The following is a 16,410-nucleotide window of genomic DNA, read 5'->3' as shown; positions in this document are numbered from 1 at the left end:
TTTTCTATTAATAATAGAATATTCTTGTTTTTTTAATACATTTACGAAAATTCACGAAAACATTATCGTCCTAAATTTTCTTCCAAAAAGACCGCAAAAAAGCCCCCGGGGATTAACCCGGGGGCTTCAGAGCAAAGCTTAAAGGATATTCAGCTGATCCTATACGTCGAAGTACAGGGCATATTCGTGCGGATGAACGCGAATGGCAACCTCTTGTGCTTCACCGCGTTTGAGAGCGATGTAGTTATCGATGAAGTCCTTAGTGAATACGCCGCCTTCTGTAAGGAACTCGTAGTCAGCTTCCAGAGCGTCAAGCGCTTCGTTCAGGCTGCCTGGTACGCTGCGGATTTTTTCTTTGTCGGCATCGGACAATTCGTAGATGTTCTTGTCCAGCGGGCCGTAACCCATTTCTTCAGGGTTGATCTTCTTCTTGATTCCGTCCAGACCAGCCATCAGCATAGCCGAGAATGCCAGATAAGGGTTAGCAGTGGAGTCAGGTGTACGGAATTCAATACGACAGCCCTTAGGTGTTACAGCAGCTACCGGGATGCGGACAGCAGCGGAACGGTTACCTTTGGAGTAAACCAGGTTAACCGGTGCTTCGTAACCAGGTACCAGACGTTTGAACGAGTTGGTGCTTGGGTTAGTCAGCGCGATCAGTGCCGGAGCATGGTACAGGATACCGCCGATGTAGTGCAGAGCCATTTCACTCAGGTTGGCATAAGCGCCTTTTTCGTAGAACAAAGGCTCGCTGCCGTTGAAGATCGACTGGTGAACGTGCATCCCGCTACCATTGTCACCGAACAGCGGTTTTGGCATGAAGGTTGCAACCTTGCCGTACTGGCGTGCAGTGTTCTGCACAATATATTTGTAAGTCAGGAGATTGTCAGCTGTTTTCTTCAGGGTATCGAAACGGAAGTTGATTTCCGCTTGTCCCGCAGTCGCCACTTCATGGTGGTGACGTTCGATTTCAAGACCTGCTTCGCCGAGCAGACGGCACATTTCACTGCGGATATCCTGTTGGGAATCCACTGGCGCTACCGGAACATATCCGCCCTTTACGCCAATTTTGAAGCCCAGGTTACCGCCTTCTTCCTTGCGGTTTGTGTTCCATGCTGCTTCTTCGGAATCTACGGAGAAGGAAGAGCTGTGCATTGTAGTTTCGTAACGAACATCGTCAAAGATGAAGAATTCGGACTCAGGGGCGAAGAATGCTGCTGTACCTACACCGCTTGCCTGCAGGAACTCTTCAGCTTTTACTGCGATACCACGCGGGTCACGCTCGTAACGTTCGCCATCAGGAGTGAAGATGTCACACATGATATTCAGCGTCGGATGAGCTGTAAAAGGATCAATGTAAATAGTGCTCGGATCAGGCATCATAACCATGTCCGATTCTTCAATACCGCGGAACCCCTTGATGGAAGAACCGTCAAACGCCACACCATTTTCAAATGTTTCTTCCTCAACTGCAGATGCAGGCAATGAGATATGATGAGCACGCCCACCTAAATCTACAAAGCGAAAATCCACCCACTCGATATTGTTTTCCTTGATCGTTTGCAACACTTTTTCAACCGACATGAATAATTCCTCCCCAAGTTCCGAACATTAACCCGCTCTCAGTATCAAATGTTCTTGTTTTTATTTTTTTTACTGTCGTCATTATAAAACTCATACCTAACATCGTCAATGCTTATGTCAGGTATTTTTAATTACAATGTAAGATATTCTGACGCTTTCGTGAATAGCGCCAAAATAGAAAACAGCCCCCTCCCCCGGCCAGCAGCGGGAAAGAAGGCTATGGTTAGCAGGTTCTTTCAGGTTGATCAGGCAATGGGTGCAGCTTCAAGTGATTCAGAGAATTTGCGTCCTACCAGCGGAGCAAGCTTCTCCAGATCTCTCAGCAGCTTATCGAACTGATCCGGGAACAGGGATTGTACCCCGTCACCCGTCATAGAATTGTCAGGATCTGTATGCATTTCAATAATCAGGCCGTTAGCTCCGGCTGCAACAGATGCTTTAGCCATCGGTTCTACCAGCTCGCGGCGGCCGGTGCCGTGGCTAGGGTCAGAAATAACCGGCAGATGGCTCAGGCTCTGCAGTACAGGAATTGCCGACAGGTCGAGTGTATTGCGGGTGTAGGTCTCAAAGGTACGGATGCCGCGCTCGCACAGCATAACATCACGGTTGCCGCCGGCCAGGATGTACTCGGCCGCGTTCAGAAGCTCATCATAGGTTGCACTGAAGCCGCGCTTAAGCAGCACAGGGCGGCCGCAGGTGCCTAGCTTGCGCAGCAGATCGAAGTTCTGCATATTACGTGTACCTACCTGCAGAATGTCCGCATGCTCTGCACAAATATCCACGTACTCCGGAGTCATAACCTCGGTAATGGTCAGCAGGCCATGCTTCTTGCCGGCTTCAGCCATCATGGTCAGGCCTTCAACGCCAACACCCTGGAAGCTGTACGGACCTGTACGCGGCTTAAAAGCGCCGCCGCGCAGTACCTGCCCGCCTGAGGTTTTGACAAGCCGGGCGATTTCATCAATCTGCTCAGGGGATTCCACCGCACATGGACCGCCCATAACAACGAGATTTTCCCCGCCGATCTTCACGCCGCGGATATCGATGATGGTGTCCTCCGGATGGAAATCACGGCTGGCCAGCTTGTAGGATTTGGTAATCTTCACAACATTCTGCACGCCCTTCATCTGCCGCAGATGCTCGGCAAGGCTCGGTGTAACGCCGCCGATCAGGCCGATTACGGTATGATCCGCACCGCGTGACAGATGAACCTGCAGGCCCTCTTTCTCAATAACGGCAATAATATCATTTACCTGTTCCTGCGGTGTCTGATTAGACGTAATAACGATCATATTATAGCTCCCCTTTGTAGGATATTCCTGGTTATATTTTTGTCATCAGCTGCAAATACTATTACGCTACGACGCGTGTGTGCTTTTAAGCGCTAAAGTGATTTTACCGCATATATCAGCATCCGTCAACTTATTATTCCGGTTGAAAACGCCGATTACCCCATTAATTACCAGACTGGTATTATTCGCCAAAGGCCTTGCCAAGGGAAAATAAGGATGATGCTTCCAAATAAAAAGGCACCTGTTCCCCGGAAAACGGGAAAACAGGTGCCTGCACAGGCATGTGAAATAGATAACGAATAAGATCAGGTCTACATTTTCCGTCAGGTAGCGCTGATAGTCTTATTCTTGACCGGCGGCAGCAGCTTCGCCATGTTCACCGTACGCTTGATTTCCCAGGTCTCGGGATTTGCCGGATCGTACTGCTCCAGATAGTTAATAAGCTCTTTGGTAATTGGGGTAGGCGTGGATGCCCCTGAGGTTACCCCTACCTTGTTAACCCCTTGCAGCCATTCTATGTTCAGCTCAGACACATCCGCAATCCGGTGGGCCGGCGTACCGGCAATCTCTTCTGATACCTGTGCCAGACGGTTGGAGTTATTGCTGCGCGGATCGCCGACGACAATGACCAGGTCGCATTGGCCGGCCTGCTCCGCCACAGCCTCTTGCCGCACCTGAGTAGCCATACAGATCTCATTATGCACTTCTGCTCCGGGATAGGTTGCCAGCAGCTTTTTCATAATGTGCTTGATATCCCATTGGCTCATCGTGGTCTGATTCGTAATAACGATCCGGCCGGGCGGCACATTCAGGCTGGCAATCTCCTCTTCCTTCTCGATCAGATGGACATGCTCCGGCGCAATACCGACGGCGCCTTCCGGCTCCGGATGGCCTTTTTTGCCGATATAAATAATCTCGCAGCCTTCCTCTACCTTCTCTTTAATCAGGTCATGCGTCTTCGTCACATCCGGGCAGGTAGCATCGACTGTAGTCAGCCCCTTGGCGCGGGCCAGCTTGCGGACCTCAGGCGAAACCCCGTGTGCGGTAAAGATAACCGTGCCGCTGTCGACCTTATCAAGAATATCCAGACGGTTATGCCCGTCAAGCGTAATGATTCCATCGTCCTCAAAAGAATTCGTAACATGACTGTTATGTACAATCATGCCAAGTATATAAATCGGCCGGGGCAGGTCGAGATTCTGGGCGGCCTGCCGCGCCATTACCATGGCATCTACGACACCATAGCAATAGCCCCGGGGAGAAATTTTGATGACTTCCATATATGTTCACCGGCTTTCTGCTGTCAATGACGGCTGTAATAGGACCAGTCTATTATACCCTATTCCAGCGGCGGCGCAAAGAGAAGCGGCAGCCAGATGATAAACGTCGTTCCCTCGCCCTGGCGGGTAACCACCTCGACGGAGCCTCCGTGCTCATCGATAATCCATTTGGCAATCGACAGTCCAAGACCGATTCCTTCGGTCATTCCGCGTGATTCATCCGCCCGGTAGAAACGGTCAAAGATGTGCGGAACCTCGTCCTTGTCCATCCCGATCCCCGTATCCTTGATCCGGATACCGACCTGATTCTGATAGAATACAGCATCCATTGTAACTTCACCGGCAGGCGTGTATTTAAAAGCATTGTCGATGAAAATAAACAGCATCTGCTGCAGGTAATCCTTGTTGCCGACGATATATTTGCCGTTCATCTGGCTCAAATCACCTATAGACCACTCCGACTGGCGCGGCAGGAATGAAGCCCTGCGGGCAACCTCGGTCATCAGCGGCTCAAGCGCGACCGGCTCCTTGTCAAAGGTGCGTCCGGTATCGGCACGCGCCAGGGAGAGCATGTCGCCCACAAGCCGGCTCATCCGCTTCGACTCATCAGCAATATCCTTGACTGACTCAATCGACAGCTGGCGGATTTCCGCCTCACTCATCCGGCTCTGGCCAGGGTCCATTTCCCAGACCTTCTGCAGCAGATCAATATTGCCGCGGATCGTTGTAAGCGGTGTCCGCAGCTCGTGCGAAGCATCTGAAACGAACCGCCGCTGGGTGGCATAGGAGTCCTCAAGGTCTTTATAAAAGCCTTCCATCCGCCCAAGCATACTGTTCACCGTCTCGATTAGCCGTCCTATTTCATCCGGAGGCCCATTATATTCAATCCGTGAACTAAGGTCATTACCGGTCTGAATCCCGTTGGCTGCCTCAATAACCATCCCGATCGGACTCATCGATTTGCGTGCCAGGAAGAGCCCGAACGTAAACGCGGCAATCAGCGTCGCAAAGGAGCCGACGAGCAGAATGTTTTTGAGCCGGTTCAGCATCGTGACCTGTTCACCTGTATACACTGCTACTTGCAGTACTCCAGCTAAATTACCGTTATTTGTAGCCACATTTACTCCCTGTTGAAAAATCAGAAAAGGGTTGCCGTTGTATTCTGCCTGCAGAAACTCCTGCTTCTGATTCTCCATACTGCCCTTTGGCGGTATTTTAAATTGAAGCTGAATCTCCGTCATATTTGGACTGGGAATCATCTTATTCAGATCATAAATATAGAGCTGGCCGAACAGGCTCTGCCCTGCCGGACCTCCCAGGATCTGCTGAAGAGTACCATCATTGGTCAAGCCAACCTTCGGTTCAACCTGCGATGCCTGTTTTACTAACCGGTCCTTCAGATCCCCAAACGTATTAAAATAGACAAAACCGTAAATTGCGGCTGATAAGGCCAGCAGCATAACGGCCAAAATCCCTGAATACCAGGCTGTCAGCCGCAATTTGATAGACATGTTAGTCACCTCTTAGAATGTAACCGGCTCCCCGGATCGTCTGAATTAACCGTTTGCCGCCGTGCTCCTCCGTCTTCTGGCGCAGCATGGCAATATATACCTCAAGCACATTGGATTCCCCGCTGTAGTCATAACCCCAGATTTTATCCATAATCAGGTCACGGGACAGGACGCGCTTCGGATTCTGCATGAACAGGTGCAGCAGCTCGAACTCCTTCGCAGTCAGCTCCAGCCGTTTGCCGGCACGGGTCACCTCGCGCGAGTCCACATCCAGTGTGATATCCTCATAGTTTACTGTCTGATCCGGTGTTCCGCCCTGCTCGCTCTTACGGCGCAGCAGCGCCCGCACACGTGCAAGCAGCTCTTCCAGCGCAAACGGCTTCACGAGATAATCGTCCGCTCCGAGATCAAGCCCTTTGACACGGTGCTCAATTTCATCCTTAGCCGTCAGCATTAGAACCGGAACTGTACTGCCACCCTCACGCAGACGCCGGCACACCTCAAAGCCGTCCACCTGGGGCATCATCACATCCAGAACAACGACATCGGGATCACTGTTCAAAATCGCGCGCAGCCCGTCCGCACCATTGGATGCCGTTTTTACGTCATAGCCTTCAAAGGCAAGTCCGCGCCGCAGCATGGAAGTAATCTTCTCATCATCATCAATAATTAAAATATTCGGTCGCATCAAACAGCCCCCATTGTCCAGATCATTTTCTCTCTATTGTAGCATGAATGTACGGTTTCACGTCCAGCGGCAGCACAAACGGAAGGGTTGCCCCTTCCGTCTGCTCTTACCGTCCGGTGTGATTATTGCTTTTGGGTTTGGGTAGTATCAAAATCATTTTTGTTACCGATTGTCACTGGCAGGTCCAGTGTTTTGCCGTCGCGGACAACATTCAGGGTAGCCTGGTCACCGACCTTCAGAGATTGGATATAAGTGATCAGCTCCTGGCTGGTCGCATACTTCGTGCCGTTCACACCTGTAATGATATCGTAAGGGCGCAGGTCTGCTGTGTAAGCTGGAGATTTGAAGACAATCTCTGCAACTACGGAGCCTTCTTTAATATCAGTACCCATCTGCTGTGCAACCTGGTCAGTAATCGTCATCAGCGATGCGCCAATGAACGGAACCGGCTCCTTAGGAATTTCCTGGTTGGCTTCCAGTTTGTCTACAACCTCTTTAATGGTGTTCACTGCGATCGCAAAGCCGATACCCTGTGAATCCGTGCTTACCGCCACATTCATCCCGATTACTTCACCGTTCAGGTTAAGCAGCGGGCCGCCGGAGTTCCCCGGATTGATTGAAGCATCGGTCTGCAGCAGGTTTTTGTAATTGCGTGTGCCGCTGCCGTCTTCTTCGTTAATGTCAATGCTGCGGTCCTTCGCACTCAGTACACCAGCAGTAACCGTGTGATCAAAGCCCTGCGGGTTACCGATCGCTACAACTTCAGAGCCGACCTTGATGCTGTCGGAATCGCCCAGTGCTACTGTAGGGAAGTCAGCACCTTCAATTTTCAGAACGGCAAGATCCAGATCTTTGCTGGAGCCCAGCAGCTTTGCTTCGTATGGCTTGGTAGTTCCGTCAACGGTAACCTGAATCACGTCTGCACCGTCGATAACGTGCTGGTTAGTTAAAATATAACCGGAGGATTCATAAATAAAGCCTGTTCCGATTCCATAAGGAGTGAGCTGGGAATCTGAACTGCTGTCTGACTCCGACTGCGAGTTACGGTCTGTTCCGGAAGAACCGCTGCCCCCGAACTGGTCACCGAAAAAGAATTGCGAGAACGGGTCACTCATATTCGGATTTGTGGATGATGAGCTTCTGCTGGAGCTTTTCACCAGTGTTTCAATTTTCACTACAGCCGGTCCAACCGAGTCAACTACATTGGATACATCCGTTGTACCAGTGAGCAATGAGGTTGTGGAAGTTGAAGGTGTTACACTTGCGCTGCCGACAGCCGTTTTGGCTGTTGTACTTGCCACCGATGCCGTTGTTGCCTGGCCGCCAGTGAACCAGTTGCCCCGGTCAGCCGCGAACATCGAACCGGATAATACGATCATCCCGGCGAGGAAGGAAACCAGTACTGCTTTGACAGGCTTCTTAGGCTTGCTGTTGTACTGCCAGCCGTTTCCGCCGTCCGAACCGTTTCCGCCGCTATTCCCGCGTCCGCCGTTCCCGTCATAACCGTTGGTGCGGAGCGATGTGCTGTAAGGAAGCTGCTTGACCGGCTGCGGAGCGGTAACCTCTACACGCTCAGGCTCGCGGCGGTTGTAATGCTCTCCGTTATCCTGATTAGCTTCTTCGTTGTTGATCGATTTAAAAGGTCCGTACGAGTAGTAATAGGATGAACCGGATTCTGAAGATTGGGCTTGGCTGGCGTTCTCTGCATTATCATTATTAGTGCTGTTAGCAGGGTCGTTATCACGATTAAAGTTATTGAAGTTGTTTTTGTTGTCTTCCATGTTTGCTTTCCTCCCGTGCCTTGTCTGTCTGACAAGGAGTATTGTGTTTTCTTCTTGTTCTTATTTTGTACTTTAAACCTTAACACTACATTAAAAACAATTTAATCAGAGATAAAAGATGATAGAAATTACTCTATAAAATAAAAAAATCCCCGGTGCACAGATGCACTGGGGCCAAATTTGGATTTTTATATGATTAGCAAGCTCTACGGCCTACCCCTGGGCCCAGCCCTTGCGGTGGGCGTATATGGCCAGCTGGGTGCGGTCATCCAGCTCGCATTTCATCAGCAGGTTGCTGACATGCGTCTTGACCGTCTTGATGCTGATGTGCAGCTCCTCGCCGATATCCTTGTTGGTCTTGCCTTCAGCAATCAGGAGCAGCACCTCCTTCTCCCGTTCGGTAAGACCGGACGAATCACCTTGAACCGTCCGCTGGCGGATGCCGCGGGTTAAAGCCTGCGAGACATCTCCGGTCATGACCGGCATACCGCGGTAAGCGCCTTGCAGGGCATATATCAGCTCCTCGGCAGAAACGGTCTTAAGCACATAGCTAACCGCTCCGGCCTCTATGGCATCAACGACCAGATCATCCTCGAGAAAGCTGGTCAGGATCACGATCTTAAGGCCCGGGAACTCGGCCAGCACCGCCTTTGTCGTTTCCGCGCCGTTCATCACCGGCATCATCAGATCCATCAGCACCAGATCGGGCAGATGCTCCTGCCCCCAGTCACGCAACATATTAAGGGCTTCTTCACCGTTTCCGGCTTCGCCGATGACCTCGAACATCGGGTCCAGCATCAGATACGTTTTGAGGCCCATCCGTACCATGTCATGATCATCAACCAGCAATATTTTTATGACACTCATGTCTATTCCTCCTGTTCCTAATTGCCTTGAACAAACTTTGGTATATGTACGCGGATTGTTGTCCCCGCTCCTTTGCGGCTGATGATCTCCACCTGGCCGCCCAGCTTCTCCGCACGCTCACGCATTGTGGTCAATCCATACGATCCCTGCTTATGCTGGACATTCTCAAATCCCTGACCATCGTCGCTGATACTCAGCACGACCTGTCTCGGGCCTTCACGCAGCGACAGGCTGACGACACGCGCTCCGGCATGCTTGACGATATTGGCCATGGATTCCTGGATGATCAGGAACAGCTGGTGCTCAATCGCCTCAGACAGCTCTCCCTGCTGCTCCATCTCCTTGACACCCTTAAGCCCGTTCTGCCGGCAGTAATCCGGGAACCACTTTTCCAGCGCCTCAAACAGATTGCGGCCTTCCAGCTCAACCGGACGCAGCTGGGCAATCAGTGCCCTCATCTGCTTCTGCGCCATCTGCGACATCGTAATGAGCTGGTGCATAACGGTTATTCCCTGCTGCTCATTGCGTTCCAGCACTTTAGGCAGCGAAGAGGCGGACATATGGATCGCGAACAGCTGCTGGCTCACCGTGTCATGCAAATCACGGGCCATCCTTCGCCGTTCCTCCAGTACCGCACTCTCCGCTGCCTTTTCCTTCTCAATCACTTCCTGCTCGCCGAGCCGCTGCAGAATCTGCATTTTATTTTCAACCGTATCCATCATTATATTGAACTCGTGGTACACTCTCGCAAAAGACTGGTCGTCACTCTCCGGCATCCGCACAGAAAGATTGCCTTTGGCCACCTGAAGCATGTTCAGATCCAGATGGTCGATCCGCCGCTGGATACGCTGTCCGGATATGTAACCGACCACCACGTTAAACAATACAATCCCCAGAATAAGATACAGCCACATCCGGTAATCCACAATCTCAATGTAGCCCAGGCATGTCCCTGCGTAGACGAGTCCGGCAGCGACGCCTCCGCTTAGAAGAAAATACAACAGCAGCAGCCATTTGGTATTGCTGAAGATCGTCCCCATCCTTAACCTACCGTTTTAACCTTGATATCGCCGATAAAAGCACTGACGTTAATCCGGACTTTTTTGCCCGCTTCCTTGTAATAAGGCGTTTTGCATTGCACACTGCTCATAAATCCGCTGCGCGTCTGCTCCAGCACCTGCATATCACCGATAAAGGAGCTGCTGTTGACCGAAACCCCCAGATCCATATCATCCGGGATATATACTTTGATGTCGCCGACAAAAGCAGAAATGTTAATCTTGGTTTCGCCGTAAGGAATCTGCGCATTGGTCAGATCAAGCACCGTATCTCCGATGAACTGTGAAACATTGGTGTGCTTCAGCTGAAAATGCTCCTTGCCCATATGCACGTCGCCGATAAACGCCGAACGTTGGGTCGTTTCCTTATGATTATGCGTCTCATGGAATTCCTCATGCCACTCTCCGTGTCTGTGGGCATGACGTTCCTTGCGCTCCTGGCGCCGGCGCTCATGACGAGATGGATCATGCTGCTCCTGGGTACCCTCATCGTTTTTGGAAAGATAGTCATCCCAGCTGCGCTCCCCGGCAGGCTTGCCGAACTTTTGCTCAAACTGTTCATCCAGAGTGGATTCCAGCGGCTTAGGCGGAGCTACAGGCTCGTGTGTGCCTGGTCCGGGCGGATAAAAGTCAGGCGGTGAGGAGGGTGCCGGAGGAACAGGCGGGATATTGCGGCCGCGCGGCCGGAAGATAACATACAGTCCGCCGCCGATCAGCATTACAGGAAAGAGCAGCTTGAAAAAGTCGCCTGGCGATACATCGAACCAATCCAGATTCCGTCCCAGGAAATACGTGCCAAGCGCCAGGAAGAAAAATCCCCAGAACGCTGACGAACCTTTTGAACTGTTGTCATTAGTCGTCAGAAAATTTTGCAGCCCCATCCAGATCAGAACAACCGGCCAATAATCTGAAATAAGCGAGCCTATACTGAAATCGGTATACCCCATCTGCCTAAGCAGGAACATTCCCCCGAGCCCGATCAGGATCAGTCCGCCTAAAACCTGGCTGGTGAACCTTCTTTTCATGATTCATTTCCCCTTTATGTTGTCGTAGTCGCCTTCATGTATAGCTTATAGACTCAGTCTACAGTATTGAAGAGACGCAGGACAGCGGCGCGGGAAGGAAAGTGATCTCAGTCTCTGGACCGAGCCTTCTGGAATTATAAGGAATTAAAGTCCGAATGATCCATTTAAGGTAAAAAAGAAAAAGGACTGCTCCGGCGCCCATTATCCGGGCAAATCGGAACAGTCCAGTTTGTTAGCATATCGGTGTTTCCTGAATATTCACAGCATTACTGCTGCGGTTTCTGTACCGGTTTTACAACCGTACCCTGCTTTGCTGCGCCGTCATTTTCAACAGCAAACTCAGCATTGTATTTTTCATTCGGTGTTTTGTAGTTTTCTACTACCTTTGGTTTTTTAGCCACTGGATGTCACCTCCTGAATGTTATCGTTAAGGGCACTCGATGTACCCCAGTCGATATTATGGCAGGTGAGGGACTGTATTATGCATCTGCAAGTGAAAAACATTTCAAACATTCATGCCGGCTGAAGCCGGCCTTAGATTATTTCCTCCAGCAGGTCCTGCGGAACCGTCTTGTAGGTCTGAATCGCCTTGCCCAAATCCTTCAGCATGCTCTCCGTACATTTTCCGTTACCGCGTTTGATCAGCTGAACCGTAACCGTCTTTTTACCCCACTCCTTGTACACCTGCTTGGTGGTGGCAAAATACAAGTCAATTTTACGTCCTTTGATGGCAGAGCCTGTGTCAGCAACGACCGCATAACCGTAACCAGGAATGTAGAGTATGCTGCCCAGCGGCAGAACCTTCGGGTCTGCGGCAATGGTGGATACCGCATTTTTGTCCCTGCGCACTTTAACGCCTGAGTAAGTAATGCCGTATTGCGGATGCTTGGCTGTCTTGCCTGTCGATTCGTAACCTGCCGTATAGCCGGTCGCTGTAACCTTCATTGAAGTGATGATCTGCTCCGGCGCCGGTGCTGCGACAGGAACCGAGGCTGTCTGCTTAACAGCTGTGTCCGGTTTCTTGGCGGCCGGTGCTTCTGTTGCCTGTGGTGCAGCCGTGGCCTGCGGCACTGGCGCTTTCACCGGCTGCTTCGACCGGGAAGTACCTCCGAGCTGGGACGCTCCTGTAAAGTAAGCTTCCTGGGAATATACGATGGCCCGTCCGGTGGTCTGCACCTCCGGCTGAGTATTTCCGCTGATGCCTGTAAAAAAGGACGCGCCTTGTTTATTTTGAAATTCATCTGCCTTTATTGTGCCGTTGTTTAGCTGGCCTGCAATGTCCATAATTCCGCTGGCCCGGGCGGACCCGGTCCGGTTGTCCGGATAGATACCCGCTACTGTCGATACAAGCACTACCGTTACCATAAGACACCAAAACCTCTGGCATAAGCCCATTTTGTTCATTTGATAAACCTCCCCCTATTAGCGAAGGTTTCCCGTTTCACAAAATTTTATACATGAAGTGTTGGTGTACAGCTTCACGCGGCATATGTCAGAGGCTATCAGGTCAGGCTTTACATTAAATAACGCGGCCGGAAATTTCCTTGCTGAGCAGCTCTACTACTTCTTCGAGCGGCTTAGCACCAATATCGCCTTCTCCGCGTTTGCGGACCGATACGGTGCCGGCATTCATCTCATTCTCGCCGACTACAAACATATACGGAAGCTTCTCCAGCTGGGCTTCACGGATCTTATAGCCGAGCTTCTCGTTACGCAGATCGACTTCAGCGCGGATTCCGCTTCTCTGCAGCTTCGCTTCAACATCCTTGGCATAATCATCAAAAGCGGACGATACAGGAATAATCTTAACCTGCTGCGGCGACAGCCACAGTGGAAGGGAGCCGGCAAAGTTCTCCAGCAGGAACGCTACGAAACGTTCCATCGTACCCAGAATACCGCGGTGTAGTACAACCGGACGGTGCTTGTTTCCATCGTCTCCGACATACTCCAGCTCGAAGCGTTCAGGCAGCAGGAAGTCGATCTGTACAGTGGACAGCGTTTCTTCTTTGCCAAGCGCGGTACGGATCTGCACATCCAGCTTAGGTCCGTAGAATGCTGCTTCGCCCTCCGCTTCAAAGAACGGCAGACCGGCTTCTTCCGCTACCTCGCGCAGCATACGCTGTGCAGTCTCCCACATTTCATCGTTCTGGAAGTATTTTTCAGTATCCTGCGGATCACGGTAGGACAGTCGGAAACGGTAATCATGAATTCCGAAGTCGCTGTACACCTGCTTGATCAGCTCTAGCACGCGTTTGAATTCGCTCTTGATCTGGTCCAGACGGCAGAAGATATGAGAATCATTCAGCGTCATGGAACGCACACGGTGCAGACCGGTCAATGCGCCGGACATTTCATAGCGGTGCATGGTGCCGAGCTCGGCAATACGGATCGGCAGGTCGCGGTAGCTGTGCATCGAGCTCTTATAGATCATCATGTGATGCGGACAGTTCATCGGGCGCAATACGAATTCTTCAGTATCGATAACCATCTTAGGGAACATGTCTTCCTGATAGTGCTCCCAGTGACCCGAGGTTTTGTACAGCTCTACGTTACCAAGCACAGGAGTGTATACATGCTGGTAGCCGAGGCTGGCTTCCAGATCGACAATATAACGCTCCAGAATGCTGCGCAGCTTGGCTCCCTTAGGCAGCCAGATCGGCAGGCCTTGTCCAACCAGCTGATTGAAGGTGAAGATTTCCAGCTCTTTCCCAAGCTTCCGGTGATCGCGCTTCTTCGCTTCCTCCAGGAGACGGAGATGTTCGTCCAGCTGGGCCTTCTTGATCCAGGCAGTACCGTATACGCGCTGCAGCATCTTGTTCTTGCTGTCACCGCGCCAGTAAGCGCCGGCAACATTCATCAGCTTGAATACTTTGATCTTGGAAGTGGACGGCACATGCGGACCACGGCACAGGTCAAAGAATTCTCCCTGTTCATAGATCGAAATCACGCTGTCTTCCGGCAGAGCCTCGATCAGCTCCAGCTTGTACGGATCACCGAGCTCACCGAAAATATCCAGCGCTTCCTTGCGGCTGACCTCCTTGCGGACAATCGGCAGGTTCTCATTAATGATACGTTCCATTTCCTTCTCGATCTTCAGCAGATCCTCGGGATTGAGCGGGTGCTCCAGATCCATATCATAGTAGAAGCCATCCTCAATAACCGGACCGACACCCAGCTTGACTTCCTTGGCGCCGAACAAACGTCTGGTCGCCTGAGCCATCAGGTGGGCTGTACTGTGACGCATAACCTCCAGACCTTCCGGCGAATCCAGCGTAACGATCTCGATGAGTGCGCCTTCCTCAAGCGCTGTCGACAGGTCAACGACAATCCCGTTCAGCTTGCCTGCCGCTGCATTCTTGCGCAGGCCGCTGCTGATCGATGCCGCTACATCGTCGATCGTGCTTCCATTCTCATATTCCCGGACCGATCCGTCCGGAAGCTTAATACTAACTGACATTGTTGTTCCTCCTATTGGTTGGTAGCTGGCCCGCTCAGGGCGTTTGAATGGCGGACGGGAATCATTCACGCATACAAAAAACACCCGTCCCGCATAGGGACGAGTGATTGCACCCGTGGTTCCACCCAAATTCGATTCTAAGACAAGAATCCTTCATCAGCATGGGAATAACGGCCATGAACCGGCGGTGCTTACTATCCCGTGACTGGCGCAGAGCCGGCCGGGAGTTCATAACCGCAGCTACAAAGGGGTAAATCGGAAGCCGGATACCGGAGGAAATTGCAGCCTGAGTTCCCTCTCTCTGAAGCGGTCCTGAATCAACGATCCATATCTTTGTCGACGCTGTTAACGTGAATTATGCAGTAATTATAAAGCTGTGTGCTGCTTCAGTCAAGCCTCCAGCCCGATTACTCCTCTTCCCGGCGTTTTTTTCCCGGCAAGCGGCCCGCGCGCTTCAAAGACTCACGCAGCAAATATTCAATGTGTCCGTTTACGCTGCGAAATTCCTCTCCCGCCCAACGCTCCAGCGCTTCATACAGCTCCGGATCAATCCGCAGCGGAAAGCTCTTTTTGGCCGCCATGATTTATCATCCCCTAGTACAACGATCCGGCGTTAATAACCGGGCTCGCTCCGCGCTCCGACACAATGGCCACCATCAGATTATTGATCATTGCCGCCTTGCGTTCTTCATCAAGCTCAACCACGCCGTTTTCTTTAAGCTGGCGGATCGCCATGTCCACCATGCCGACAGCACCTTCTACAATGATCTGCCGTGCTGAAAGAATCGCCGAAGCCTGCTGGCGCTGGAGCATTGTGCTGGCAATCTCTGTAGAATACGCCAGATGGGTCAGCCGTGCCTCAATGACTTCCACCCCGGACAAGGACAGTCGCTCCTGCAACTCTACAGCCAGCTCTTTGGCAATCTCGTCGGCATTAGCCCGCAGTGACATCCCTGATTCATTAAAATTATCATAAGGGTATTTGCTTGCTACATGACGGAGCGCCGTCTCACTCTGAATTTCCACAAACGCCATATATTTATCTACATCAAACAGTGCCTTGGCAGAATTGATAACCTTGAATACAATTACTGCCGCAATTTCGATCGGATTCCCTTCCACATCATTTACCTTTAGCTTGACGCTGTTGAAGTTACGTACCCGCAGCGACACGGTTTTACGGATACTGAACGGAATAACCGCATACATCCCGCTTTTTACAATCGTTCCGACATATTGCCCAAAGAAAGTAACCACAACCGACTTATTGGGCTGGACGATCGTGATGCTTGTGCACAGAACAGCGGCAACTAAGAAAAGAAGAACCGGCACTGCAACATATTCCTGGGCTCCCCCGTAGATCCCGCCTGCCAGACAGACCACAATCAGTGCAATGACCCAAAACCCGCTTACCGGACGCAAAATTTTCTCCTTCATAAAAGCACCTCCACAAGATATGTATTTGATATAATTATGATATCACTTTTGGATACTACTGTAAATCTATTTATATAAAAATAACCGCCTGATTCGATAAAAGTCACTGCACTTCTCTCCCGCCTCTTCTATACTACAAATCTAAGAAGTCATTCTTTCAACTAAAATATTGAATAAGGACGTGGCATTCATGAGCGTAAAAGAACAAGTGCTGGACATTATCAAAGCATCGGCAACACCGCTCAGCGCTGGTGAGGTCGAGAAGCTCTCCGGACTGGAACGCAAGGCGGTAGACAAAGCTTTTACTGAGCTGAAGAAGGAAAATGCCATTGTGTCCCCTGTGCGCTGCAAGTGGGAAGCTGCTGTAAAATAAAGACCAGACTGAGTTGGACAGGCCCATGCAGAATACGCATAGGCCTGTTTTTATGAA

Annotated in this window: 15 protein-coding genes; 1 reads left to right on the top strand and 14 read right to left on the bottom strand. The window is 51.1% G+C overall.

The features are described 5' to 3' along the window. Nucleotides 1-159 precede the first annotated feature (159 nt). The 14 genes from glnA to NST84_RS08630 form a co-directional block, all read right to left on the bottom strand. Nucleotides 160-1,584, bottom strand: coding sequence for a type I glutamate--ammonia ligase (gene glnA / locus NST84_RS08695; protein WP_342565199.1), 1,425 nt, complete (start codon nucleotides 1,582-1,584; stop codon nucleotides 160-162). 245 nt (nucleotides 1,585-1,829) lie between these two features. Further along, nucleotides 1,830-2,876 carry a 3-deoxy-7-phosphoheptulonate synthase gene (gene aroF, locus NST84_RS08690; RefSeq protein WP_342565198.1) on the bottom strand — a complete coding sequence of 349 codons (1,047 nt, stop codon included), beginning with the start codon at nucleotides 2,874-2,876 and terminating at the stop codon, nucleotides 1,830-1,832. A gap of 323 nt (nucleotides 2,877-3,199) precedes the next feature. Continuing rightward, a complete protein-coding gene (locus tag NST84_RS08685) occupies nucleotides 3,200-4,156 on the bottom strand; it encodes a 4-hydroxy-3-methylbut-2-enyl diphosphate reductase (protein WP_342565197.1) in 957 nt (318 codons plus the stop codon). A 59-nt stretch (nucleotides 4,157-4,215) separates the two neighbouring features. Continuing rightward, nucleotides 4,216-5,667, bottom strand: coding sequence for a HAMP domain-containing sensor histidine kinase (locus NST84_RS08680; RefSeq protein ID WP_342565196.1), 1,452 nt, complete (start codon nucleotides 5,665-5,667; stop codon nucleotides 4,216-4,218). A 1-nt stretch (nucleotide 5,668) separates the two neighbouring features. Further along, entirely contained in the window at nucleotides 5,669-6,355 is a 687-nt protein-coding gene (locus NST84_RS08675; protein WP_342565195.1) for a response regulator transcription factor, read from the bottom strand. 122 nt (nucleotides 6,356-6,477) lie between these two features. After that, nucleotides 6,478-8,136 (bottom strand): trypsin-like peptidase domain-containing protein, encoded by a 1,659-nt coding sequence (locus tag NST84_RS08670; protein WP_342565194.1) that lies wholly within the window; start codon nucleotides 8,134-8,136, stop codon nucleotides 6,478-6,480. Nucleotides 8,137-8,349: 213 nt separating this feature from the next. Next, nucleotides 8,350-9,003: a response regulator transcription factor gene (locus NST84_RS08665; RefSeq protein WP_342565193.1), complete on the bottom strand. Its 654-nt coding sequence runs from the start codon at nucleotides 9,001-9,003 to the stop codon at nucleotides 8,350-8,352. A gap of 17 nt (nucleotides 9,004-9,020) precedes the next feature. Then, nucleotides 9,021-10,043 (bottom strand): sensor histidine kinase, encoded by a 1,023-nt coding sequence (locus NST84_RS08660; protein WP_342565192.1) that lies wholly within the window; start codon nucleotides 10,041-10,043, stop codon nucleotides 9,021-9,023. Nucleotides 10,044-10,045: 2 nt separating this feature from the next. Continuing rightward, entirely contained in the window at nucleotides 10,046-11,086 is a 1,041-nt protein-coding gene (gene liaF, locus NST84_RS08655) for a cell wall-active antibiotics response protein LiaF (RefSeq protein WP_342565191.1), read from the bottom strand. Between the two features lie 266 nt (nucleotides 11,087-11,352). After that, entirely contained in the window at nucleotides 11,353-11,487 is a 135-nt protein-coding gene (locus NST84_RS08650; protein ID WP_342565190.1) for a hypothetical protein, read from the bottom strand. A gap of 133 nt (nucleotides 11,488-11,620) precedes the next feature. Continuing rightward, entirely contained in the window at nucleotides 11,621-12,490 is an 870-nt protein-coding gene (locus tag NST84_RS08645; RefSeq protein WP_342565189.1) for a 3D domain-containing protein, read from the bottom strand. Nucleotides 12,491-12,605: 115 nt separating this feature from the next. Continuing rightward, nucleotides 12,606-14,543 (bottom strand): threonine--tRNA ligase, encoded by a 1,938-nt coding sequence (thrS, locus tag NST84_RS08640; RefSeq protein ID WP_342565188.1) that lies wholly within the window; start codon nucleotides 14,541-14,543, stop codon nucleotides 12,606-12,608. A gap of 407 nt (nucleotides 14,544-14,950) precedes the next feature. Continuing rightward, nucleotides 14,951-15,124: an Arc family DNA-binding protein gene (locus NST84_RS08635; RefSeq protein WP_039871515.1), complete on the bottom strand. Its 174-nt coding sequence runs from the start codon at nucleotides 15,122-15,124 to the stop codon at nucleotides 14,951-14,953. Nucleotides 15,125-15,137: 13 nt separating this feature from the next. After that, nucleotides 15,138-15,980 carry an SPFH domain-containing protein gene (locus tag NST84_RS08630; RefSeq protein WP_342565187.1) on the bottom strand — a complete coding sequence of 281 codons (843 nt, stop codon included), beginning with the start codon at nucleotides 15,978-15,980 and terminating at the stop codon, nucleotides 15,138-15,140. A gap of 190 nt (nucleotides 15,981-16,170) precedes the next feature. Between NST84_RS08630 and NST84_RS08625 the strand changes: the two genes are divergently transcribed. Then, complete coding sequence (locus tag NST84_RS08625) at nucleotides 16,171-16,353, top strand: transcriptional regulator (RefSeq protein WP_342565186.1); 183 nt, start codon at nucleotides 16,171-16,173, stop codon at nucleotides 16,351-16,353. Nucleotides 16,354-16,410 lie beyond the last annotated feature (57 nt).

The organism is Paenibacillus sp. FSL R7-0345, assembly GCF_038595055.1.
In the GTDB taxonomy this organism is placed as follows: domain Bacteria; phylum Bacillota; class Bacilli; order Paenibacillales; family Paenibacillaceae; genus Paenibacillus_AQ.
The sequence above is the reverse complement of the archived record's forward strand: the minus strand, read 5'-3'. Positions and strand labels throughout refer to the sequence as shown.